This is a genomic window from Mesorhizobium sp. M4B.F.Ca.ET.143.01.1.1 (assembly GCF_004792275.1).
In the GTDB taxonomy this organism is placed as follows: domain Bacteria; phylum Pseudomonadota; class Alphaproteobacteria; order Rhizobiales; family Rhizobiaceae; genus Mesorhizobium; species Mesorhizobium abyssinicae.
The window spans coordinates 1-21052 of sequence record NZ_SRSR01000004.1 but is presented as its reverse complement, the minus strand read 5'-3'; the positions used below and the strand labels follow the sequence as shown (position 1 = coordinate 21052).

Annotated in this window: 32 protein-coding genes and 1 tRNA gene; 9 read left to right on the top strand and 24 right to left on the bottom strand. The window is 58.6% G+C overall.

Features of this window, described 5'->3' with window-relative positions:
- Positions 1 to 72: 72 nt before the first annotated feature.
- The 18 genes from EN786_RS10685 to EN786_RS10595 all read right to left on the bottom strand — a co-directional run bounded on the left by EN786_RS10685 (position 73) and on the right by EN786_RS10595 (position 11774).
- Entirely contained in the window at positions 73 to 693 is a 621-nt protein-coding gene (locus EN786_RS10685) for a hypothetical protein (protein WP_127311296.1), read from the bottom strand.
- A 123-nt stretch (positions 694 to 816) separates the two neighbouring features.
- Positions 817 to 1227, bottom strand: coding sequence for a hypothetical protein (locus EN786_RS10680; protein WP_127311295.1), 411 nt, complete (start codon positions 1225 to 1227; stop codon positions 817 to 819).
- The gene (locus EN786_RS10675) at positions 1224 to 1637 is read right to left on the bottom strand and encodes a hypothetical protein (protein ID WP_127311294.1); all 414 of its coding nucleotides are present in this window, start codon (positions 1635 to 1637) and stop codon (positions 1224 to 1226) included. The genes EN786_RS10680 and EN786_RS10675 overlap by 4 nt, the downstream gene beginning before the upstream one ends.
- A 121-nt stretch (positions 1638 to 1758) precedes the next feature.
- Positions 1759 to 2082 (bottom strand): hypothetical protein, encoded by a 324-nt coding sequence (locus tag EN786_RS10670; protein ID WP_127311293.1) that lies wholly within the window; start codon positions 2080 to 2082, stop codon positions 1759 to 1761.
- 166 nt (positions 2083 to 2248) lie between these two features.
- Positions 2249 to 2506 (bottom strand): ABC transporter permease, encoded by a 258-nt coding sequence (locus tag EN786_RS10660; protein WP_127311291.1) that lies wholly within the window; start codon positions 2504 to 2506, stop codon positions 2249 to 2251.
- Positions 2503 to 2718: a hypothetical protein gene (locus tag EN786_RS10655; RefSeq protein WP_135908327.1), complete on the bottom strand. Its 216-nt coding sequence runs from the start codon at positions 2716 to 2718 to the stop codon at positions 2503 to 2505. The genes EN786_RS10660 and EN786_RS10655 overlap by 4 nt, the downstream gene beginning before the upstream one ends.
- Before the next feature lie 2 nt (positions 2719 to 2720).
- On the bottom strand, positions 2721 to 3392 hold the full coding sequence (locus tag EN786_RS10650; RefSeq protein WP_127310414.1) for a glycosyl hydrolase 108 family protein: 672 nt from the start codon (positions 3390 to 3392) through the stop codon (positions 2721 to 2723).
- A 36-nt stretch (positions 3393 to 3428) separates the two neighbouring features.
- Positions 3429 to 4508 (bottom strand): hypothetical protein, encoded by a 1080-nt coding sequence (locus tag EN786_RS10645; RefSeq protein WP_189340524.1) that lies wholly within the window; start codon positions 4506 to 4508, stop codon positions 3429 to 3431.
- 193 nt (positions 4509 to 4701) lie between these two features.
- On the bottom strand, positions 4702 to 4935 hold the full coding sequence (locus EN786_RS10640; RefSeq protein ID WP_127310413.1) for a hypothetical protein: 234 nt from the start codon (positions 4933 to 4935) through the stop codon (positions 4702 to 4704).
- Between the two features lie 34 nt (positions 4936 to 4969).
- Positions 4970 to 6394 (bottom strand): hypothetical protein, encoded by a 1425-nt coding sequence (locus EN786_RS10635; RefSeq protein WP_127310412.1) that lies wholly within the window; start codon positions 6392 to 6394, stop codon positions 4970 to 4972.
- Complete coding sequence (locus EN786_RS10630; RefSeq protein WP_189340522.1) at positions 6369 to 6632, bottom strand: hypothetical protein; 264 nt, start codon at positions 6630 to 6632, stop codon at positions 6369 to 6371. Before EN786_RS10630 ends, EN786_RS10635 begins: the two co-directional genes overlap by 26 nt.
- Positions 6629 to 6907 carry a helix-turn-helix domain-containing protein gene (locus EN786_RS10625; protein ID WP_187331299.1) on the bottom strand — a complete coding sequence of 93 codons (279 nt, stop codon included), beginning with the start codon at positions 6905 to 6907 and terminating at the stop codon, positions 6629 to 6631. The genes EN786_RS10630 and EN786_RS10625 overlap by 4 nt, the downstream gene beginning before the upstream one ends.
- A 577-nt stretch (positions 6908 to 7484) precedes the next feature.
- Complete coding sequence (locus EN786_RS10620) at positions 7485 to 8414, bottom strand: hypothetical protein (RefSeq protein WP_127310411.1); 930 nt, start codon at positions 8412 to 8414, stop codon at positions 7485 to 7487.
- The gene (locus EN786_RS10615; RefSeq protein ID WP_210212303.1) at positions 8411 to 10000 is read right to left on the bottom strand and encodes a DEAD/DEAH box helicase family protein; all 1590 of its coding nucleotides are present in this window, start codon (positions 9998 to 10000) and stop codon (positions 8411 to 8413) included. The genes EN786_RS10620 and EN786_RS10615 overlap by 4 nt, the downstream gene beginning before the upstream one ends.
- Positions 9997 to 10338 carry a hypothetical protein gene (locus tag EN786_RS10610; protein ID WP_135908324.1) on the bottom strand — a complete coding sequence of 114 codons (342 nt, stop codon included), beginning with the start codon at positions 10336 to 10338 and terminating at the stop codon, positions 9997 to 9999. Before EN786_RS10610 ends, EN786_RS10615 begins: the two co-directional genes overlap by 4 nt.
- A gap of 1 nt (position 10339) precedes the next feature.
- The gene (locus EN786_RS10605) at positions 10340 to 11362 is read right to left on the bottom strand and encodes a ParB/RepB/Spo0J family partition protein (protein ID WP_127310409.1); all 1023 of its coding nucleotides are present in this window, start codon (positions 11360 to 11362) and stop codon (positions 10340 to 10342) included.
- Positions 11359 to 11553: a hypothetical protein gene (locus EN786_RS10600; protein ID WP_127310408.1), complete on the bottom strand. Its 195-nt coding sequence runs from the start codon at positions 11551 to 11553 to the stop codon at positions 11359 to 11361. The genes EN786_RS10605 and EN786_RS10600 overlap by 4 nt, the downstream gene beginning before the upstream one ends.
- Positions 11550 to 11774: a DNA-binding protein gene (locus tag EN786_RS10595; protein WP_189340520.1), complete on the bottom strand. Its 225-nt coding sequence runs from the start codon at positions 11772 to 11774 to the stop codon at positions 11550 to 11552. Before EN786_RS10595 ends, EN786_RS10600 begins: the two co-directional genes overlap by 4 nt.
- A 152-nt stretch (positions 11775 to 11926) precedes the next feature.
- Between EN786_RS10595 and EN786_RS10590 the strand changes: the two genes are divergently transcribed.
- From EN786_RS10590 to EN786_RS10570, 5 genes are all read left to right on the top strand, one after another.
- Positions 11927 to 12664: a hypothetical protein gene (locus EN786_RS10590; protein WP_127310407.1), complete on the top strand. Its 738-nt coding sequence runs from the start codon at positions 11927 to 11929 to the stop codon at positions 12662 to 12664.
- Positions 12661 to 13848: a site-specific integrase gene (locus EN786_RS10585; protein WP_135908321.1), complete on the top strand. Its 1188-nt coding sequence runs from the start codon at positions 12661 to 12663 to the stop codon at positions 13846 to 13848. Before EN786_RS10590 ends, EN786_RS10585 begins: the two co-directional genes overlap by 4 nt.
- An 80-nt stretch (positions 13849 to 13928) precedes the next feature.
- Positions 13929 to 14018 (top strand) — tRNA-Ser (locus tag EN786_RS10580).
- 261 nt (positions 14019 to 14279) lie between these two features.
- Positions 14280 to 14924, top strand: coding sequence for a DUF433 domain-containing protein (locus EN786_RS10575; protein WP_135908319.1), 645 nt, complete (start codon positions 14280 to 14282; stop codon positions 14922 to 14924).
- On the top strand, positions 14921 to 15328 hold the full coding sequence (locus EN786_RS10570; protein WP_127310404.1) for a DUF5615 family PIN-like protein: 408 nt from the start codon (positions 14921 to 14923) through the stop codon (positions 15326 to 15328). Before EN786_RS10575 ends, EN786_RS10570 begins: the two co-directional genes overlap by 4 nt.
- Positions 15329 to 15759: 431 nt before the next feature.
- On the opposite strand, the gene EN786_RS38550 is transcribed toward EN786_RS10570, so the two are convergent.
- On the bottom strand, positions 15760 to 16179 hold the full coding sequence (locus EN786_RS38550; protein ID WP_246688727.1) for a hypothetical protein: 420 nt from the start codon (positions 16177 to 16179) through the stop codon (positions 15760 to 15762).
- 257 nt (positions 16180 to 16436) lie between these two features.
- Between EN786_RS38550 and EN786_RS10560 the strand changes: the two genes are divergently transcribed.
- From EN786_RS10560 to EN786_RS10545, 4 genes are read left to right on the top strand one after another with little or no spacing between them, the layout of a single operon-like run.
- The gene (locus EN786_RS10560) at positions 16437 to 16637 is read left to right on the top strand and encodes a hypothetical protein (protein WP_135908315.1); all 201 of its coding nucleotides are present in this window, start codon (positions 16437 to 16439) and stop codon (positions 16635 to 16637) included.
- 13 nt (positions 16638 to 16650) lie between these two features.
- Positions 16651 to 17034: a hypothetical protein gene (locus tag EN786_RS10555; RefSeq protein WP_135908313.1), complete on the top strand. Its 384-nt coding sequence runs from the start codon at positions 16651 to 16653 to the stop codon at positions 17032 to 17034.
- Between the two features lie 2 nt (positions 17035 to 17036).
- Positions 17037 to 17240, top strand: coding sequence for a hypothetical protein (locus tag EN786_RS10550; RefSeq protein ID WP_127312267.1), 204 nt, complete (start codon positions 17037 to 17039; stop codon positions 17238 to 17240).
- Positions 17241 to 17272: 32 nt separating this feature from the next.
- On the top strand, positions 17273 to 17452 hold the full coding sequence (locus EN786_RS10545) for a hypothetical protein (protein WP_127312268.1): 180 nt from the start codon (positions 17273 to 17275) through the stop codon (positions 17450 to 17452).
- A gap of 397 nt (positions 17453 to 17849) precedes the next feature.
- Here the strand turns inward: EN786_RS10545 and EN786_RS10540 are convergent, their stop codons facing one another.
- The 5 genes from EN786_RS10540 to EN786_RS10520 all read right to left on the bottom strand — a co-directional run.
- A complete protein-coding gene (locus tag EN786_RS10540; protein WP_127400436.1) occupies positions 17850 to 18155 on the bottom strand; it encodes a hypothetical protein in 306 nt (101 codons plus the stop codon).
- A 2-nt stretch (positions 18156 to 18157) separates the two neighbouring features.
- Positions 18158 to 18616, bottom strand: a complete 459-nt coding sequence (locus tag EN786_RS10535) for a hypothetical protein (protein WP_135908311.1) — start codon at positions 18614 to 18616, stop codon at positions 18158 to 18160.
- A 118-nt stretch (positions 18617 to 18734) separates the two neighbouring features.
- Entirely contained in the window at positions 18735 to 19553 is an 819-nt protein-coding gene (locus EN786_RS10530; RefSeq protein WP_127310290.1) for a hypothetical protein, read from the bottom strand.
- Between the two features lie 107 nt (positions 19554 to 19660).
- Positions 19661 to 20254, bottom strand: coding sequence for a hypothetical protein (locus EN786_RS10525; protein ID WP_127310291.1), 594 nt, complete (start codon positions 20252 to 20254; stop codon positions 19661 to 19663).
- A gap of 358 nt (positions 20255 to 20612) precedes the next feature.
- A partial coding sequence (locus tag EN786_RS10520) for a hypothetical protein (protein ID WP_210238900.1) occupies positions 20613 to 21052 on the bottom strand: 440 nt, incomplete at its 5' end.

The following is a 21052-nucleotide window of genomic DNA, read 5'->3' as shown; positions in this document are numbered from 1 at the left end:
GGATGGCGGCGGCGAATGCGAAATTCTAAGCCGCTTGCATTCGCTCGACGCGCGATGAGCCTATGCCCCAGACTAGGGGCTGGTTTTGTACCAATCCGTGCCGGTGTTCCAAGAGACCGTGCCGTTATAGTCAGGGACGCCCAGTGCTTTCCTCCAGCCGGTAGCGATAAAGTTTCCGTTATCGGTGATCTGAAGCTGTGTGATCTGGTGGCATTCGTTTCTGGCTAGGAACCGTCCCTGCACTACTTCGACACTCGCATGCCAATAGTGGTCGTGGCATAAGCCATCAGCAACATAAGGGTAATCACCGAGCGCTTTCGCAACCAGACCGCCGGCCTTTACCCATTGGACGCCGTTCGAAAAATAAATGACACCCAGATAGTCATTGTAACGCCCGGTGATCGTGGGGCCATAGTGAATCGTCTGGTTCCCATCGAGCGTGAGATTGGCACCTTGGCCGCACTCATTTATTGCCACTAAGTTGCCGCCCCGCACATTGATTTGTGCCCAAGAGGTACGATCATGGCACCCAACATGTGCACCAATAGCGGCCCCGTAGGCGCCGACCAATTGCTGGGCAAAGGCATCCGGCGCGGGCAATGTAGACTGTAGCATATCTGCGCAGACACCAATGGAAGGCGTCCACACGACCAAGCACACAGCTAGAACGGTCACTTTGGAAGGTAGTTGCATGTTCCTGCCCCTCACGTGTTTCCCGCACGGCAGTAGATAATAATGCAAATTAGAATATTCTAATAGGGGTATGCCCTGAGAAAGTGGAGGCGGCGCCCAGCTCGGTGGGTCGCGCGATAGACTTCACGTCAGCACTACCAACGCGATGAGCGCGAGCGCCCCGGATAAGGTAAGACGCTGCTTCCAGGCAAACGCAAATTCGGCCCTGCGATAGGATTTGGAGTCCTTGTCGTATCGCAAGGTCGGCCTATTCAAAGCCTCATCGACACTGACATAGTTGCTCGCGTATTGGATGTAATCTAGCAGGATTGCAAAAACGCCACTAAGGCCGACAAGATACAGAAGCCCAAGTTGGAGATAACCAAAGGAGACGTAAGTGTTTCCTGTCTTGATGGTGTAGAAAATGGCCACTAGGCCCAAGCCAATGAACCTTACAATGTCGCTGAGCTTGGCGCTAACGTCCGTCTTAAAGCCGTATAGGCGCTCTCTTCGACCTTCCATCTTTTCGTCCGGGACCGTCGTGCCTTCAGTCATGGCCTTTTCCCCTTCTGTGACGGTTCTTTTCTCATTGGCGGATGCTCATCCGTCTCTGTCCCACTCGTGAATACCGGGACTAGCTTTCTCACTCCGGCAAGCTTTATCCTGTCTTGGGCACTTAGCGCCGCGAATGATTTGGGATCTAGCGGGGCGAGTTCGAACTCTATCTGCCCAGCGCAACTGACAAGCGTATCCTTGGTGGTCATCCAGTATGCGCCACTAGGGCATTTCTGAGGTGGCGCATCGAACTTTCCACCAATGACTAGACCTAACTCATCGGTGCCATCGTAAAATACCTTCGCCGGCTCCCCTCCAATACTCGGCACGAAGAAAGCGCTTTGGACTTCATCGGCGGACGCTGCCCCAATTGAAAAAAGCAAAACAGTTGCTGCAACCACAATTCGCATACTGCCCCTCCCCAAGATACTAGCAGAGAAGCATATTCCTTCCAGAAGTGCGAATCGCTAGTATCTTCGAAACCGTCGACACCCGAGTTGGTGCTTACGACGACTTCAATGGCGAAGGGGATCATTCTTCGGTTGCCGGCCTGAGCTTCCGCACGATGAACTCGAAAAGGATATCCGAGATCCACATTGCCGACACTCCGATCAGGAAAGCGGCGGCCAGGATGGTCGTTTCATCCTTGGCATCAGGGATAGGCAGACCGATCGCTTGGGAATAGGCCACGGTCGGCAGCGTCAGGTAGGCCGCCGCCAACGCCCCACAAATCGGCGAGGCGATCATCTCACGGATCTTGTAGCGATGGCGCGACAGCGCCCGCAGAATGCCGCCAGCGAGGCCGGCAGCCACTACGGGGCCTTTGATGCCAAGGAAGTCGAGGAATTCGTGCATCATGGCCTCCAGCCGCATAGTTTGGCGCCCTTGAGATTGTGTGCCATTGCCGATCGCGCTTCTGTCGGCGTCATGTCGACGACGGGATTGCGGTTCGGCTTCTCGAGGTCGCAGAAACTGCCGCCCGCGTGCTGACAGGCGGCAAGGGCTATGAAGGCAGCCAGGGCTAGGATTTTGGGCGCGACCATTTGGCCTGCTCCTTCATAACCTCGGCGTCAGACATGCCGGCAACGGCCTGGTCGATCTTGTCTGCCTCGTCACGGGCTGCCAGGCGATCCACAGCCTGCCTGTTGCGTTCGGCCTTGGCGCCGGAAAGTCGTTGGTGGAAGCCCCAGCCGATCGCCCCGATGATGCCGATGAAAGCGGCGATGATGGTCGGATTGTGGAACAGAGATTCCAGAAGCGCGGTCGCGATTTCGATCATTTGCCGATCCTCGCCTTCGCGCGGACACGGCCCCAGATCATGCCGATACTGGTCACGAAGCCGATCAGCGATGCGCCTAGCTCATGAATGTTGCCGTTGAAGTCACCTGTCGAGAAGTCGATGTTGATGCCGGCGAGGCCTGCGGAATTGAGCAGCGAGAACACGCCAGCCCAAACCGCCAGAGACTGCCACCAAGGCTTTGCGCTCTGCATGGTCATTTCCTTCCGAAGATGGCTTTGAGGAAAGCGAACAGCGCGGCCCAGAGCGGATTGCGTTCCTTGGCGGCAGCAGCAGGCGTAGGAGCTCGCGGCACGCTCGGCGGCGTCGCGCCGGAGACCGTGGAAGTCGGCACGGGCTGAACGAAAACAGGCTCGGCCATCATCATGGCTTGGATGCGCACCCCCACCACGCGGCTCTGCCAGCCCCGGCCGAAGGTCTGCCAGGTCGGCAATCGCCTGAGGAACGCCAGTCGGGCATCGCATAGCGTGTCGATGACGACGCCGGCAGGCTTGGCCCGCACCGCGGCAAGCGTGGCCGGCCCTATCCGGCCGTCCTGGACCACGCCGACGCCGCACACCGCCTGGAGGTACTTCGCCGCCCTGCCTGGACCGCTGTTCACCGCAAAGTCAAAGACGGCGTAGTCCACTCCATCGGGCAGCTCGGCGCCGGCGACAGGATCCCAGTAGAAGCGCCGGTAGACCGTGGCGATCTGCTGATCCGAGATTTTGCGAAGATCGGCCTTGGTCGCGTTGGCCTTCACGTAGCGACGAAAGTTCGCCAGCGTGACGCCCTTCATCGTCGCCCCACCGGGATCGGCCGGATTGTCCGACCAGCCGCCTTCAGATTTGAGCACAAGCGCAAGCGCCCGCTGGAAATTGCGGTCCATTAGAGGTTGATCTCCCATCCGCGAATGAAGAGTTGGTCAGTCATAGATCACGACACTGACAAACTCGGCGTCGCCAGAAACACCGGCCGGTTTGGTTATGACCCGGACAGAACCGACAAGCAGTGAGGCCACAGAGAATGGGGCTACACCCCACGCTTCTGTGGCGGCCTGTGGCTTAGAGGCTCCCGCGACCGCATAGTTCGCGTCCGCCATCGCGTTCGTGAAATTGATCGTGTAGTCCATCGACGCGTTTCTCACGACGCTGGACACGTTGAATGATTTCCGAACAGTGACGGTCGAGCCGGATACCGTGAACGAAACCCACGCCTTGGCGATGCCGGATGTGTCGGGCGTGAACCACTCCGGCGCCGTGGCACCGGCATTCATGCGCAGTTGCTGGGCAGCCGTCCCCTTGGGAATTCGCGTGTAGGCTTTGGCACCCGAGAGGTAGAGCAAGTCTCCCGCTACCGCGCCGCTCGGTAGCGGAACGAAAATCTGTTGCGCCGCACCGTCGCCGACCACCAGGACGTTGTCGTCAGTGTCCCACTGGATATCACCCTCTGCTGTAGGAGTCGGCGCGGCGCTCTGTTTCAACGTCAGGGTGGGTGTAGCGATGCTCGACGATGCTGCGATGGCAAGCGGTGTGCCGTTGGCGCGCGTATAACCGAAGCAACGCCAGTTGCCGCCGCCAAGCGAGCGCATGCGTGCGACGTCGCCTGCCGCCGTGGTGATGTTGCCACCACCTGGCAGGATGAGGCTGGTAGCGTTGTGCGTGAGGGTCAACGACGCGGCGAACACCAGATCCCGCTCGGCACCAGCCGGAAGCGTACCGAGCGCCGTGATGGGCACCGTGCCTGTGATGTTGACCAGCGTACCTGTGGTATTTGCCAGGTTGACAGTCGCGGCCGATGCCATGTCCGCGCCAGCTGCGTTGAAGTTGTCAGCAGCACCTACCGCGGTGCTCGATCCCGAGCCGCCAGCCGTGACGGGCCGCGCAGCGTTCGCGTCCCCCACCAGATCGTCGACAAGCGCGTTGTACTTCGCCGACTCGATCGGGGTGTTCGGCGTTCCCTTGGTGCCCGGAGGGGCTGAATAGACACCACCTGCGCGCGGCATAGCTGCTCCAATCTATCGATGGAGCAATGATCAGTGCGAGCCCGCGAAAATCTAAGCCGCTTGGAAAGCCTGCACGTGCGCGGCTTTCACGAAATTGCTGTTCTTTCAGAAAATTGCTGAATTCGGCGCGCGAGCGGCCCGCCTGAAGCGGCACGGTTGCGAGCCCTCTCAATAGCGCCGGAGTGCCGAGTGATTAGGCGCCCTGAAGATGGAACGTCATCATCACCTGCATAAGTTGGCGGCCGGCTTCATCGCGGACCTTGAATGACAACTCCCGGTGGGGGCCGTCCGGCAGGACCTCTCTTATAACATCCACGAGTGCCTTCACCGCCTCCTGCTTGACGGCATCGAAGCTAGACAACTCCGTCCCTACGGTGTCGAGTTGAGCAACGTCATCGTCATAAAAGTCGAAGAAATATAGTGCCATAGGGGTTTAATTCGGAAACCGAAAGAAGGTTTCATCAGCCACGAGCCCGGCGCCTCCTAACCATCGCGTCGACCGCTTCCTTGACGGTCTGCTGGCTTCGTATCGTGCCGTCGGGCTGTCCGACATATGCGCCCTTGTCGCCTGCTGGCTTCTCGGCCGCCACGATAGCCTGCCGCCACGCCAGGCCGAGGTAGCGGAACGCGGATGCGTAGTGCTCGGCCCAATTCTTGACCGGGATGTCGCGGAACGTCTTCTTCTCGTCGTCGTACTCGCGCCGGTAGGCCTTCAGTCCTTCGACGCCGTCGTTGACGCTGTCGGTGTTCCTGAAGCGCGCCACCTTGATCGTCTGCAAGCCGGCGTTGTTGCCCTCGGCCAGGCTGACCATGCCGACCATCTTCGGCTTGCGACCGTGCGCCCTCAGCGTGTCGAGCCGGGTTCGCTTCGTTCCCCACTGCGGATGCAGGATGTCGTGCGGAACGAAGTCGTCGCCGTGGTAGCCCTGCTCGTCGAGCCACTTGCACCAATCCTCCAGGTCTTCGCTGTCGGGAACGTAAAAGTCGACGATCAGCGGTACGCCGTCGATGACTTGGAAGCACCAGATTGGGTTGTTGACCGCCTTGCCGAGATCCCACGCGGTATGCACCGGATGCCTGGGATCGATGTCGAACGCCGTGCCGATGCGCCCCATGCGCTCGGCCCGCGCTATCTCTGCGCCCCAATAGGAGCCGATCAGCGCACCCGCGAATGAGCAGTAGTATTCCTGATCGATGAGCATGTCGGCCGTCTCTTTGCCGAACAGGCCCACATAGATCGCCCGCTGCTCCTCGATCGTGACTTCGTCGATGGCGCCGGTGGCGCTCGCCGGCAGCACCTCGCTGAACCAGCCGCGTGGATTCGTCACCGGGTCGAACACGTTGCCCTTCACCGCGTCGAGCATGCCCTTGGCGTGGTTGTTGCCGCGAGGCGTGGTGATGAAGGATGCCCACCCACCATTTTCGGCCAAGATCGGCGACAGGTAAGCCCATGCCGCAGGATTGGCCAACGCCCATTCCGAGAACGTGATGCCGACCGGCGGCGCGCCGACCAGGCTGTTGAAGTTGTCGGAGCCCACGACCTGAAACGTCGATCCTACCTTGAACCGAACGAACATCTCGTTGTCGTTCATGTTCTCGATCAGCGGTTCAGGGAAGGCCTCGAACAGGCGCCGCTTGCCGGTGTGAGGGTTGACTGCGTTCCAGATGGCTTTGCGCGCCTGTGCGGCCTCGGGAAGCATGTGCCAGTAGGTGCCGGGCCGCTCGTGTGCGGACACCGCGTGCATGTTCAGGTTGATCTCGTCCTTGCCCGCGCGGCGATGCCAGAACAGCAGCTGACGCTTGCAGCCGCGCTCCCATGTGTCCCAGGCCTTGCGCTGATACCAGCGAGGGCGCCAGCCATTATTTGGGAGCTGGATCGTCGCCATCCGACCCCGCAAGCTTCAGGACTTGAACCGTAAGCGGCCCGTCAAGCTTTGCGTCTACCTGGAGAGGCATCACCTTGCCGACCAGGCCGCAGAATGTGCGAGGGTCTTCGGCAGCGAGTTTGACCAGATAGTCGACGCCGCCCGCCTTCTGGAACGCTTCCGTCACGGCTTCCTTGATGGAGGCCGTGACCTTGTTCGGCGTGCCGGCGATCCTGCCGCCTGTCTTCCGTCCCTTCATCTAGTTTTCTCTACTGTAGACGCGTCGCTCTCTCGCATCCTGATTAGGACAAGCCTCTTTGAAACTCCTAGACGCTTGGCGATTTCGCGCGGCCGATACCCGTCGTCGAGCAATCGCCTGATCTCTCGACGGCGCTTTTCGGCCATCTGAATTTTCCGGTGCCGAAAGGGTCGGTCGGCGCGCGGGTCCTTGAGGCGCTTGGCCCTCGCGATGCACTCGACCACCGTGCTGATGGAAATGTCCAATTCCTCGGCAATGGTCGAATAGCTGGCCATGCCCTCCCACAAATCGAGAATGCGATTCCTCGTCCTGGCAACTCGCGGGTGTGTCTTGCCTCCGCGCTTGTTGAAGGATGAGAACTGATAGAACCTAAGCGGCTGCTGTTGTGTCATCTCTACCTCTGTTTTCGGGCCTGCCCTAATCCCGGCATCCTCTTCTCCGGACACACTTCGCCCGTCAGGAGCGAAGCGTGACGCGCTACCGTGCCGATCGGGACGGGGTACGCGCACATCTGGATAGGTGATTGTCTATGATGAGACGCGGACCGGGGTTACCCTGTCGGCCCTACACCTGCCTCGGCTGGCAGCGGCACCTCTCAAAGACCATCCAGACGATCTAGGAGAGGCTGCACCTCGTTTCCGGGTGCGTCCTGTGTGGGTAATGGTGCCTCTGCGATCGGAGCCGGTCTCGTATCCCGGATTGTCTCCGCCCGGCGCGGCCGGGGCTTGGTGCAGAATATGTTGTCGCTGTTGTCCGGCGCGACGAACGGCTTTACCAGACCGCTCCCGGATGCAGGCTCAGGCGATGACGCCGCTACCCACATGGCCTTGGCACCTTGCGGCCGATCGACTCCTACATGATCGCCTCCCGCAGGAAGTTGGACACCAGGCGCTGCACCGGGAAGATGCCTTCCCGAAGATGCACGTCGTTCAGATCGTCTCCGAGCTGGGGCGGCATAAGGAAGGGGATGTTGGCCTGGCGCGAAAAATACTCGCCGGTGCCGAGCCCGCCGTATTGCGTCAGCGGCTTGTCATTGTCGGTGAGGATTGCTCGGCGCCCCTTGGTCGACCGCGCGACCGCCAGAACGTTGTAAGCCGAGAAGCAGCAAAGGATGCAGTCGTTCCGGTGCAGCGCCTTGACGACGGCTCGCAGCGAAAGCGCCGTCGCGTAGCCCTCGCAGAACCATGTGAAGGATCCGGCCGACACACGATGGCAGGCGCGCTCCATCTCGCCGCCGGCCAGAAACTTCTTCGTTCCGTCTTCCCAGATCAGTTGCAGGCTCGACACGTTGGAGCCGATGCGCGCCGGGATCAGGATCGCCCGCTCGCCGCCGTTGTCCGGCAGGAGGTAGGAGCTGTATTCGCCGCCGATCGCCTTGACCGCGTCGGCCGCGATGACCAGCGCCCGCTCGTGCGGGAAGCCCTTGCTGCTCAGATAGGGATGTTGCGACGGTGAGGCCTTCGTCATCATCGCTTGTGCCTTGCCGGCCGCCTCTTTGGCACGCTGAAGCCTCTTCTTGTTGGCCGCCTCAATGTCTCGCGCGATCTTGCGGCGCTCGACCGGGGAAACATCATTCTTCAGCCAGACGGTTACCTTTTCGCCGGTCTGCCAGTTCCAGGCGGTGACGTTCAGTTCGTTGACGATCACTCGCCCGTCACCCTTGCCGGACTTGCCCGCCAGCGTGTCGGTTTTCAGCCACTGACCGAAGCGCGTCATCGCCTTGGGCGGCAGAATGCCGGCCTGGTCGCAAGCGTTGCTGATGGCTTGGTCGATGGTGGTCACGCAGCCCTCCGCTGAGAACCTTTGCGGAAGCGCTTCACTTCACGCTCGACCAGTTGCCACTCGTCGACCTGTACCTTTGTCGGCTCGCAAGCCGTCTCATACAGTCCGTAGGGAAGCTTGCTGCCGGGATAGATGCCGCGCCAAATGCCGTAGGCCCATTTGCGCGAGGCCTCGTCGCCCTTCCTGCCGTTCGACAAGCAGTAAGCCAGGGCGGTGTTCCATATCGCCCGTGGATCATCGAGGCATTTGGCGCGCAGGCCCTTGCGAGGTTCGAAGGCGTTCCTGATCGAGAAGTCGACGTCGATCAACTCGCCCTCAACCACCTGGATCTCGCCGTACTTTGGCCGGCGCCAACCACACGACAGGCAGGTGTCATGGTGCGGCTCCATCTGTAGGCCGCACTCGCCGCAGAAATATTTCTGCTTCACACGCTCGGCAGGTTCGCGCGCTTCGCTGTCCTTCTTCTGTGCGCTCGATAGGCTGTCCACCCCATGCTCGAACAGCCAGGCGGTGTCTTCGGCGAACGTGACGCAGTTGCCGGAGTGGTCCAGCCAAAGCCCGAACTGCTTGCCGTCGGCGATGCGCATCACGCGCCCCAACTCCTGAACGTGCGAGCTGAAGGACTTACGGTATGGTCGACAGGAGATGCCGCACTTTACGTCCGGTACGTCGAAGCCCTTGGTCAGCACGGCGCACGACACAAGCCCGTGTATGGCGCTATCCAGCTTGCGGAATTCTTCGATCTTCTCGCGCCGCTCGTTGTCGGATGCGTCGAGATAGCTGATCTGCTGGAAGTTGAAGCCGGCCGCGGCGAACTGGCGGCAAAGCTCCTCACCATGCGCGACCGACGGCGAAAAGACGATCGTCTTCACCGGGCCGCCGAAATGCTTCTGCGTCTGCTGAACCCAGGTGTGGATCACGTCGCCGATGATCGTGATGCCGCGCTGGCCGGCGTCGGTGTCGTCGTATTCTCCGGTGAACGCCTTCTTGGCGCCCTTCATGTCCGGCGTGACGCAGGCCTTGATCTTGAGCGGCGTCAACCATCCGTCGGCCAGAAGCTGGTTCGTTGTCGCGCCGTTCACCAGCGCATCCCAATGGTCGGCCATGCCGTCGGTGAAGGGTGTTGCGGTCAGGCCGACGACGATCGCGTCCTTCGCGCGCTCGATCAGCTCCAGCGTGGTCTGGTATTCGCAGTGCGCTTCATCAACGATGATGAGCTTCGGCAGATCGTCGTCGGGATATTTGCGGCGGCCGACTGTCTGTGCCGAGGCGACTTGCACAGGCTTTGTCGGGTCGGTCAGCCAGTGGTCGGCCTGGATGATGCCGTGATCTATGCCGTACTTCGCGAAGCGCTCGCTGGTCTGGTCGATCAGGGTGATGCGGTCGACGATGAACCAGGCTCGAGATTTCTTGGCCTGGTTCTTGGTCACCAGGTCTATCGCCGTTTCCGTCTTGCCGAACGCCGTCGGCGCTACAAGGATGATGCGTCGGGCGCCTTCGCGAATACGCTGGCGCAACAGCTCTTCTGTGCGCACTTGATGCGGACGAAGCTCGATCTGCTGGTGCATCGGAAGAAGCGCGTTCATGCGGCCCTCGGGGCTTCGTCGATCATCCGGCCGCAGATCGTAAGGAACCATGACCATTCCATAGCGCCGGCGGTCGCCGGTTTCGTCTTCGTGAGGTAGCGAGCGAACTGTTCCGCCCATTCGCGAGGCGCGCCACCGTCGAACTCGACAATGGCTGCGCGCTCTTCGAACTCGACGTTTTCATCAGACCGCAGATATTCGGCGATCGCCTTTCCGTGCTTCGCGACGTAGGCGCCAGCCGCCGGAGGCAGCTTCTGCCGATTGACGACGCGCAGGGAATTGCCGTCCAGCACGATGTTCGCGCCGAACGACCTTATCCGGTCGACGAGATCGGACACGTCAGTCAAGCCGGATTACCTCGTCGGACTGCTGGTCGATGGGGATCACGACGTCGGTGGACCAGCCGAGATCGGTAGCGCGCTTCTGCCAGGACTTGGCGCGCTTCATCCAGCCAGCTTTGTCTTCGCTTTCCTGGATCAGCCGGGCATTGAGGGAGCGAATCTCTTCGTCCTTGCCAGCAATGACCGAGTCGAACCCGCCTTTCTGATATTGGACCCACATATCGCCGAACTTGGCGTTCTCGGCCTTCAGCGCGGCGTTGTCAGCTTCAAGGCCCTGGATGGCTTCCTCAAGTTCAGCAACACGGTCAGCGAGATCGTCGGCCGGCGCCACCTTGCTGGTCTTGGCTTGCGCGGCGGCTTCGTCACGGGCTGCAGCATGTTGCTTGATGGCATCGGGGAGACCCGCTCGGGCTTCGTCGCACTGGCGATCATGCTCCGCCTGTTGCGCCTGCTTTTCGGATCCGGCTGCCCCACTCTTGGCGTCGCCGCCGTTGGCTTTGCCGATGCGGGAAGTATCCATCGAGGACAGGTTTCCGTGTCGGTCTCTGTAGGTGCGCTCACTGGGAGAATTCCTACCTAGATCCTCTCTCACGTCTTTCACGAGATGGTTGGAGACGTTGCATTTTCTGGCGATTTCCCAATCCGACCAAGACGACCAGTCTGGATCATTCAAAAGGGTTTCGACCGCCCTCCGTTTGTCAGCTCGGCTGCGCTTCAGGCCGTGGGTTGCGTTGGCCCCGACAGAAAACAGGATCGCATCGCGGCGCGTCCCCTGCTTGATGTCGGCGGCGATCTTCTTCTTGCCGGCCATTGCGTGGGCTTCGTATCTGTGGAAGCCGTCGGCTAGCCAATAGGCCTCGCCGTCATGGAAGATGATGACTGGCGGGAACCAAACACCGTCCGCAATGTCTTCGGAATATTCGAACGCCACGGACTTATCGATGACGGCTCGCGATTGCGTGCCACCATCGGTTCGGATGCTGGCGAGTTCGATAAGCGGGAAATCCTTCTTCTTGATCATGCTGCACTTTCGGAGCGCAGTGGCGAGATGTTCGCCCCGCGCTCGGATTCAATGAAGAGATAATGGAACCTGGCGAACGCCCTTCCCGACGCGACGGCATCGACGAGGGCCTTGGTCTCTGCGGCTCGGGTAGCCAGTTCGCACCAATCGTCGAAGGCGCGTTCCTGCTCGACTGTGACATCGTCATTCATGTCGGGACGCCCGCCCCTTCTACGCCGCTGAGTTTCATCCGAAGGCCAAGCCGTGCGGCGATTGGCGCCACGGGGACCACGATCTTGCCGCCTACTCGGATCGTTTCGAAGTCGCCTCGCTTCGCAGCTTCATAAGAGGCGTTGCGGCCCAGTTTGAAGAACACATGACCGGCCGTCTGAACGGACACAGTCGCCTGGGTGAGCGCTTCATCGAGCGTCATAGCCCGTCATTCCTTCTGCTCGAATCGTTTCCGGCATCACTTGTGCCTTTTTTTCTTATAAGTTCCTTGTCCGTTCCGAGCAATGCCACTTGTGCTTCTTGTGCCGATTTTTTATAAAGAGAGGATAGAAAGGCACGGAAGGGGAAACGAAGGTGGTCAAGCCACGCGAAAACCGCGTCCCGATAATGATGTCGGAAGAAGAGATCGCGGCGATTGAGGAGTGGCGGTTCGCGAATCGGATAAACACCCGCTCCGATGCGATCCGCCGCCTCTGTAAGATTGGCCTATTCATAAGCAACGAGCTTGAGCAGGCCGTAGACCTCGCTACCGACGGCGTCACTGTCATGTCGGAACAAATGAAGGACGCGATATGGCTACAGCGACTGCTTATTAACCCGGAAACATCTGACTTGCTGTTCACCCAGGGCGAACTACGTGAGGCGATGGAACAAGGATATGAGCACAATTCCAACGGTCTGGACGGCGTCAGCGGTCTGCAGGCGATTCTGGTGACGTTTTACAACGTCATCATCGACATCATTACTGCCCGAACGCTCAAGGGTGCTGACAAGGCTGTGCAAAAGCGCATCGCCGACGCCAATGAGGCCGTGGACAAAGCCGCCGAGCAAAAAAAATACTCGGAGGAAAACAAATATATCGGGCTCATTTCGTTCCACGAGACTCTGAAAGAAAACGAGATGTACCAAGCACTCTCGGACGAAGAGCAGGAAGCCTACCTCGAAAAGCGCATCAGCGAAATGAAGGCTGAAGAAGAAGCCGACCCCAGCGCCTTCGCCCGAAAATATGGCTTTGAGCCCTTTTGGCTGAAGTCTGGTTGGGCGACACGAATACGCCGCCGGATGGAGGACAGGAACGGAGTCAAGCAATGAAAGGCCACATCAAGGAACGCAGCCCCGGCAAGTGGGCCATAGTCCTCGATCTCTACGACGAGGCCGGCAAGCGCCGCCGAAAGTGGCACAGCTTCGAGGGCACCAAGCGCCAGGCGCAGGAGGAATGTTCCCGGCTCATCACTGAGATGAAGCAAGGCAACTATGTCGAGCCTACCAAACAGACGGTTGCCGAGTTTCTGGACGAGTGGCTGAGGTTCATCAAGCCGTCGGTCGCGCCAAAGACCTTCGAGCGCTACACCGAGATATGCCGCAAGGGTCTGGCCCCGCTCATCGGCATCGTGACCTTGGCCAAGCTGAAGACCGACCGCATCGACGCCGCGTTCTCTGAGGCGTTGACCAAGCCGCGTGCCGACCATCGCAAGCGCAAGGAAGGCGAGGAGGTCAAGCCCCTGCCCCCATTGGCGCCCAGGACGATCCACCATTACCGGCGCGTTCTCATAAAGGCTTTGAGCCAGGCAGTGACCTGGGAGCGGCTGTCACGGAACCCGGCAGCGGCGACGACGCCGCCCAAGGTCGAGCGCAAGAAGATGTTGGCCTACGACGCTGCACAGACCGCGCAGCTCATCGAAGAGCTTCGCTCGACCCGCATGTTCATTCCGATGTTGCTGGCGGTGAAGTGCGGACTGCGTCGCGGCGAGATCCTCGCCCTACGCTGGCGCCACGTCGACCTTGGCGACAACCTACGCCAGTTGGCGATCGTGGAAAGCGCCGAACAGACCAAAGACGGCGTGCGCTACAAGGAGCCGAAATCAGGTAGGGCGCGAACCGTGGCTCTGTCAGCCGCCACCGTCGCCGAGTTGAAGGCCCACCGGACCCGGCAGGCAGAGGAACAGTTGCGCCTCGGCATCCGTCCAGATGCCGATAGCTTTGTTGTGGCCCAGGTCGACGGCCAGCCGCTGCAGCCACGCTCGCTGACGCACGAATGGATTCGCGTGCTCGGCAAGACGAAGCTGCCGCGCATCCGCTTCCACGATCTGCGCCACACCCACGCCTCGCAGATGCTCGCGGCCGGCGTTCACCCGAAGGTCGCCAGCGAGCGTTTAGGGCATTCGACGATCGGCATCACGCTCGACCTCTATTCGCACGTCATGCCGGGGATGCAGGCAGATGCTGCCGAGGCGGTTGACGCGGCGATCAGGAGCGCGGTAAAGCCCGGTAGCTAAAGCTAGTTCGGTAGCAAAATGGTAGCAGCGGCCCAAATGGCCGAGCGCAAAGCGCCAGAAAGCTAACGAAATCAAGGCTTGGAGGGATGGCCGAGCGGTTTAAGGCACCGGTCTTGAAAACCGGCGTGGGCGCAAGTTCACCGTGGGTTCGAATCCCACTCCCTCCGCCACATGCTATTGATTTTGTTGCTTAATTCTGATTTTTTATATTCTTACCCGCCAAAATGCCCATTATTCGGAATGGCATTGATTCGGACGGCATGCGACCAGATGCGACAACCGGGCGGGGTGGCAAGCAACCGCGTTGTAAGCGGTCTGCGAAATAAAGTCCTCTTACCCACCAGAATTTAAGGCTTCGGCAAGAGAGAACTGGCCTTCATTACAGGCGCATTGTCCCTTCTTATCGCCAACATGTGGGGTTAAGATCAGCCATGGTCGGCAGCGACGCAAACGTGGTCCTCGCGGCGTTCACCGAGGACCAGACAGAACGCCTTACAGGTATCAGTAAGCGGCAACTCCGCTACTGGGACCGCATAGATTTTTTTGCCCCAAGCTTTGCGTATAAGGACCGGCGTAAAGCCCACAGCCGTTTATATTCTTTCAGGGATATCGTCTCCCTCAAAGTCCTGGATGCGCTTCGCAATGAATCGAATGTGCCCCTGTCTCATTTACGTGAGGTGAAGGCTAAGCTGGCTCACCTAGGCGATGACATGTGGGCAAAAACCACGCTGCATGTGCTGAACAGGCGAGTCGGCTTCATCAACCCGGAAACCAAAATGCCGGAGGATATTCTTTCCGGACAGGGCATCCTTCAAATTGCGCTCCAGGTTGTCACTGGCGGCATGGAAACCGCCGTTCGAGCAATGTGGCAGCGCCAAAACTCAACTGTCGGCAAACTTGAACAGAAACGTGGGGTCGTTCACAACCAAGTGGTGATTGCCGGGACACGAATCCCGGTCCGTAGCGTCAAGGCGTTTGCCGAAGCAGGCTATTCCATTGACCAGATCCTGGCGGAATATCCGACCCTCACTAAGGAGGATGTTCGCGCCGCCATCAACTACGATGCCGCTGCTTGAACGCCGCAAATGGCCAATTCCGAGTCCTTCTTGACGCCGGCGTTCCTGATTCCGTGGGCAAGGTTTTTGCTCGATATGGGCACATGGTGATCTACCATCGCGACGTTCTTCCAGAGCAAACAGTTGACGAAGTGGTGTGCGCTACCGCGCTCGCGAATGACGCAATCCTTGTCGCGATTGACGGGGATATGAAGCAAATGGCGAAGCAATATGGCGTGACACCACAGGGCGACCGTTTCAACAATCTTCATATCATTCGGCTTTGCTGCAACGAAGTTCTCGCATCGAAGCGGTTGGAGCATTCGCTCACGCTAATCGATCACGAATGGACTTTCGCCGCAGCGAAGGTGGCGCGGCGTATGTGGGTCGATGTTTGTCCGCACCAATTGCGAACACACCGCTAGAAACGCCTGTTTGAATGTTTGCTGCTCTTGCTATCAAGCGTTCGTGCTGGTTGGGGCTGGATAAAGGACGTTGGACATATCGTGATATTGGCGCGACGTGCGTAGGTTCCGAGCGGGCTTCAACGGCCGCCCTCCCGGCGGCGCGCCCCTCAAAAAGGCGATGCAGCCGAAAGCTTAAAATTGTCGGGAACTGTGTGGCCTGTCACGACGTTAAGCACGTCATAAATCCCCGTTGCCAGCTCCCCAACCCTGCAGCGGGCCTACTGAATAGCCCGGCGCCCGATCCTTGTCGCTCTGTCATGCTGCTGAGCAGCCGGGCTATTCGGTTCTCGCCAAATTGACTCGCAAATCCCCCCAACAGGTGTAAACTCTATTTATGACCCGACAACCCAATAGGGCCGTCGATGTTGTGTTCCGTCGTTCCCACTAATTCAGGCCAGTTTCAGCCCGCAGCGCCCCTGCAGGGACGCCGAGTCCTTGTCGTAGAGGACGAGTATCTGATCGCAGCGGAACTCGAAGAGGCGATCAGGGAAGCTGGCGGCAGGGTCATTGGCCCGGTGGCTAATCCTGAAGATGCATCGAAGAAAATCGCCAGCGAGGACGTCGAATGCGCCACGGTTGACATAAAGCTTGGTGCTGCCGCGACTTTCGCCGTCGCGGTCGAATTGCAGGCGCACGGTATCCCGTTCATATTCGTCACCGGGTATGACCGGACCATTGTCCCAAGCGAATTTTCGGGCGTTCGGCGTCTTGTGAAACCCGTTATGCCCGATGACCTCATTAGGCATTTGATAGAGCTGACCTAAGTTCCTTGGCCTTGTCCGTTCCAGCGGATTGACGCCGCGGGTCACACGCGGTTCAACGGCGCCTCAGGCCGCGAGCACCCAGAAGCTCGGCAATATCGGCAATCAGTTCGCGAGCCCTGGCCAATTCCGCCGCCGCCTGCTTCCGGACATGGTCATTTTCCTCGCGAAGCTTTTGCGCCCGTTTCAGGGCTGCGGCGCTGATATCGAGGGAAGTCCAAGTGTCCATGCCGACCAACTCTAGGAGCGAGCAAATGTTCCGTTGGGGCGGCGGAACCTAAGGCCATCAGCTGTCTTGTCTCAGCATGAGCACCGAGACCAAGGTGGAAAAGGGAGAACGCCACGTTCGCGAAGGCAGGGCACGCATTGCTCGCCAGCGCAAACTCATCGACGAGATGACGCTCGACGGCCACCGGACCGAAGTGGCCCGAGGTCTCTTGCAAGACTTCGAGGCGGTGCAACGCGAACTTGAAATGCATCTGGACTTCCTGCGCACTTTCAACTGATGAGTGTTCGACATTGCGCGTCCGGCGCATCGCAGCCCCGCTCAAGAGGTCTCAATTTGAATTTGAAAAATTTGGCTCCTATTTTAGGCCGGTGACCGAAGCGCCTATGAATGCAGGGGTGCAGGCGATGGCCGCCACGTTGTTCGGAACCCGAAAGCTATATCTCAAGGCTCTCCGGATCGTTGCCGCGACAGAGCGTTCAATAGGGCGCTCCGCCACACGGATGGCGACGTGCTACAGCTTGCTCGAGTTGTCTGAAGCCCTGTTGCAGAAACCAGTACGGACCATGTTTGAAACGTCCGCCGTCCCTAAAGGTGAAAAGCCGGCGGCCCTGTTGTCGCCGACGCCCGGCAAGCGCGGTCCCTATAAGAAGCGCGAGAAATCTGATATCGCTTAGCGATGAAGGAAACCGTTCTGGCGATGCTGGAGCAGCATGTGCTTTTGGGCGAGCGACACATTGCACGCCAGCGCGAGATTGTTGCCGACTTCCATCACAAGGGCTTCAGGGCAGACTTAGCCGAAGACCTCTTGACCCTGTTTGAGCAGATGCAGCTTCTGCACGTCGCTCACCGGGATCGGCTTTTGAATTCAACGCAAGGCTAGGCGAAGTCTTTGAGTCCCGATAGCATGAGGGAATGAAGCGCAGCACGATCTATGCGGTCTATCACCCGCCAGCGAATGGCCTGCCATACCTGGCTATTGTCATTGCTCCCAATGGAACGGCTACCGCCCGTCCATTCGATACGGAGCAAGAGGCCGCAGCGTTCAACAAGCAAATGGCAGCGGCAGGACATCCCGGCAAGGCCAACCATTGAAGCACTACCCACCCCACCCGTAGGGGAAGGGCCACAGGCCCGTAGCGTTACCTCTGGAGGTTAAAAAGCCCAGCGCTGAGGGGTGTATCGGCGCTAGGGCTTTAGGCATGTACGCTGTACCCTCCATGTCCGTTTATCAGCTTGCGCTAATATAGTGAACGAAGGGTGAATAGGCGCCCCGTAGCGCTGCGACCGAGGCGGGACCTGTAGGGCTGGAAATCCACCAAGCAGCCAAGGAATTGACCAGCGGAAATCAAATTTACCCCCGCCTATACCCCTGCCCTTCCCGTTTGGGTCGATGGGGATCGTGGGCCTTTGAATTCGTTGGGGATTTGTCGCCGATCCTCTGCTCTGGCGTCTATTCGGACAACCGATGCTCACGCGCTGTGGCTGGAAATCAACCGGCCCAATCCCGGTATTTGGCCTGTGCGATTATCGGTTCATCCGTCGGGATAATTACATCAACGCTTTCGGCGGGTGTGGTTGCTTGGAACAATTGGGCGGCCAATGCAGCCCCTTCATTTGTCAGGCTGTAGGCGTATTTATCAGCCGGCGTTGAGTGCATTGCGAGCGTGATATTTACCGCATCAAGCAAGGCTTGTGCGTCGCGGGACAATTGCCCGTCGCGCATGATGCGACCGTCTCGGCCGGGAGCGATCTTGTCGAGACGTTTAGCCAGGGCGAGACGGGCAGCGGGACGCATGTTTAGCCTCGCTTGGTCACTTCGAGTCGTTCCACTCGACGGAGCAAGTCGGCGTCTTCAACGATATTTTTGGAGGCGGTAATAGCCTCTAGCAATTGCTTCGCTTCGTCCGGGGAGATTTCCCCGGCCCATGCGGCTTGCAGGACGGTTTTAGCCAATTCCTCGCTTGTCGGATTCTCCGGAACGTCGGGAAGCTCTACGGTCCTCGACTTGGGCAGGAAGGCGTCAACACCGTACTTGAGAAGGATTTCGGCGGCTTTTAAGTCGCCGCCCATCATCGCGCCGACAAGCATATTCATAGCCGTGACGGCGTGCTCGTTTGCCATGTCGATAGCTTGCCGGGAAACTTTCGACCGCGAACCGACTTTCTTAAATCCCTTGTGACCTGGCAAGAATTTGCCGGATCGCTCGTCTTTACCGGTTCCGTCGTCTTTGCCGATATTGGGCGTAAGATTTACCATTGTATTTTAACACCCGTGTCAGCCATTTTTCGGTAATTTTACGGCGAAAATCCGCCCCGGCGATTCAAAGGAGGAAGGAAATCGCCGGGGCGACACGCCTAGTATTATCGGCAAATTACTAGGCGGATTTACCCATCAACAAGTTGAACGATTCCGTCTCGCTCAAATTAGACGATTGCGAGGTGAAATTGATCGTCGCGATCAAGAGCTTGTTTGCGGCGTCCACGGCGTCCGAACGGAGCTTGATCTGATCAACTTTACCCTTCGCCAGAAGACGGATCGATGAATTGTCCATCGTTGTCTTCAACGGATCCGCGGCGGTCGAGAAATCGTCCGACGGTTCGTTACCCATGACTTTCAGCGTCTTTTCCACGGCGAACGCTTCCTCCAGCAAGGCAATCAACTGTGGATCGTCCTTGAATTGGGTCAACGCGATCATGGGGACGACCGCGTTGAGTACGGTCAATCCGCCTTCGACACACCATTTGTAGGCGGCGCCAAGATCATTGCCGAATTGCGAGCGGAGCATCTGCCTAATTTCTTGGCGCTGTAGAACGTCCACGGCATTACCGTTCGGGGTCGCCGTGGCTTCGATTGGTTGTTTCAGACTATAGCGAGCCGCCGCTACGGTCTGGCGTTCGGAGATGGCGGCTTGGCGCACAGCGCGGAAGCCGGGGCCGCAGTAGCGTGAGCAAGCTTCCGCCCCAACGCGCGCCACGTCCTCGACGCGCTTAAATTGCCCGTCTGCGGCGGCAATGGACGCTGCCGCCGCGCCAAGGCCCGTCCCGAGCGCCGTAGCGACAGAATCCAGGTCGCCGCTTACCCCAGCGAACTGTGCAGGCCAATACCAGCTATACGACCCGCCCGCCGGGCTGGACCACTGATAGAGCCCGCCCCTCGTCTCGCCCGCTACCTTGTTGAAACCCTTGATTGCCATAGTCTGTATTCCTTCCGCTTAGAGTTAGTCGTATTTAAGCGAAAGCAATAAGACTGACCGTCGCGACAAGCAAAGACAAGCGGAAAGTTATCCACAACTGCTAATTACTATTGAATGTTACCGATATTTGCGCCCGGTGCCGCCCAAGTGGTTGCATCCTTAGATCGATAACCTAGACGGACCAGCGCACGTGCAATTTCTGGCGTTACTGGCTGTAACTTGTTCTGTCGCTCGACCGAATAAGCCTTCCACGGCTGGAGCAATCGGTCTAACAATTCCGCAACGTAATTCGGTCCGGTCATGGCAAAGCCGTGGTTGTTTTTCTCATCAAGCGTGTGAACGATTGTTTCGTCCATGCCGACAAAGAAATAATTGTTGCCGGACACGATATTTGCATCGTTCGGACCGCCTACGCTGCCCACTGCTACCACACGCTTGCCGGTCATTAATTCTCTGGCGTCGATCAGGAAATGATAGCTGCAATAATTCTTCTCGACCCAAAATGTCGTCCGGACGTTCCGGTGCGTGTCGTCATATCCGCTGAATATCTGGATATTTGCATCGCCAAAATTGAACGTTGCTCGACGGAGCGGACGCGCAAATGGTCGGTCCCGGAAATGTTCCATCGCGGCATCAAAGGCGACGCCGAGCTTGGCGAACTTAATTCCGTCCGGTGTGGCTGGCAGGGTTAGTTCGTACACGGGTTATTCATTCCTTATTTTTGACCGGTAATTTGGCGGGTAAGGTCCACTTGTCGGACGCAGACGGCGGGTTTGCTGGCTCGATGGCGGACGATTGCTCCGCCGCGATGGTATCCACGGCTGCGCGGCACAAAAAAACGTAAGGAACCTTCGCCTTACAGTACTTACACTACTTACAGGCTTCCTAGTAGCTTCTGGAGCCCATACCCCTTCTACAGATTGCTACTACCTTTTCGATTTCTATAAGCTCATAGATAGCTGTAAGTAGTGTAAGTACTGTAAGGAAGTTGTCTCATTTCGTTGCATTTCGTCGTGCGTAATTTGCATTACGTCGCGCTAAATTTCTATAATTTGGCGGCTAGCGTGGTTGCAGCGTAAATTTACCGTAGGCGTCGGTTATTTCCTTAATTATCTCGCCCCCGCCTTTCCCTTCAAATCCGGCCGGATCAAAACCCCGCACGATAACGAAACGTTCGGCTTTACCGTTAATCCATAGCGGCTTGCTGACTGGCGTCATTCCCGCCCGTTTCACGACATGCTGGAACCCCTTGATATTCTTTCCGGCTTCCTCGCCTAGCGAGTTAGTTATGTGCTCTTTGATCTGACTATTTGTTGCGAAGCGGCCCGGCCAACGACTGGCAAAGTCCGCAACGGCTTTGTCCACCTCGCTTTGTCGACGACGGTCGAAAACCGCTGATAAACAACGACAAGAGCTGAAGCGCTGGAGAGAGCAAAGGCGGTCGCCCGCGCGCTCTTCAACTAGCGCTGTAGCGGGCGACCGCCTTTGCGGCGTGGTGC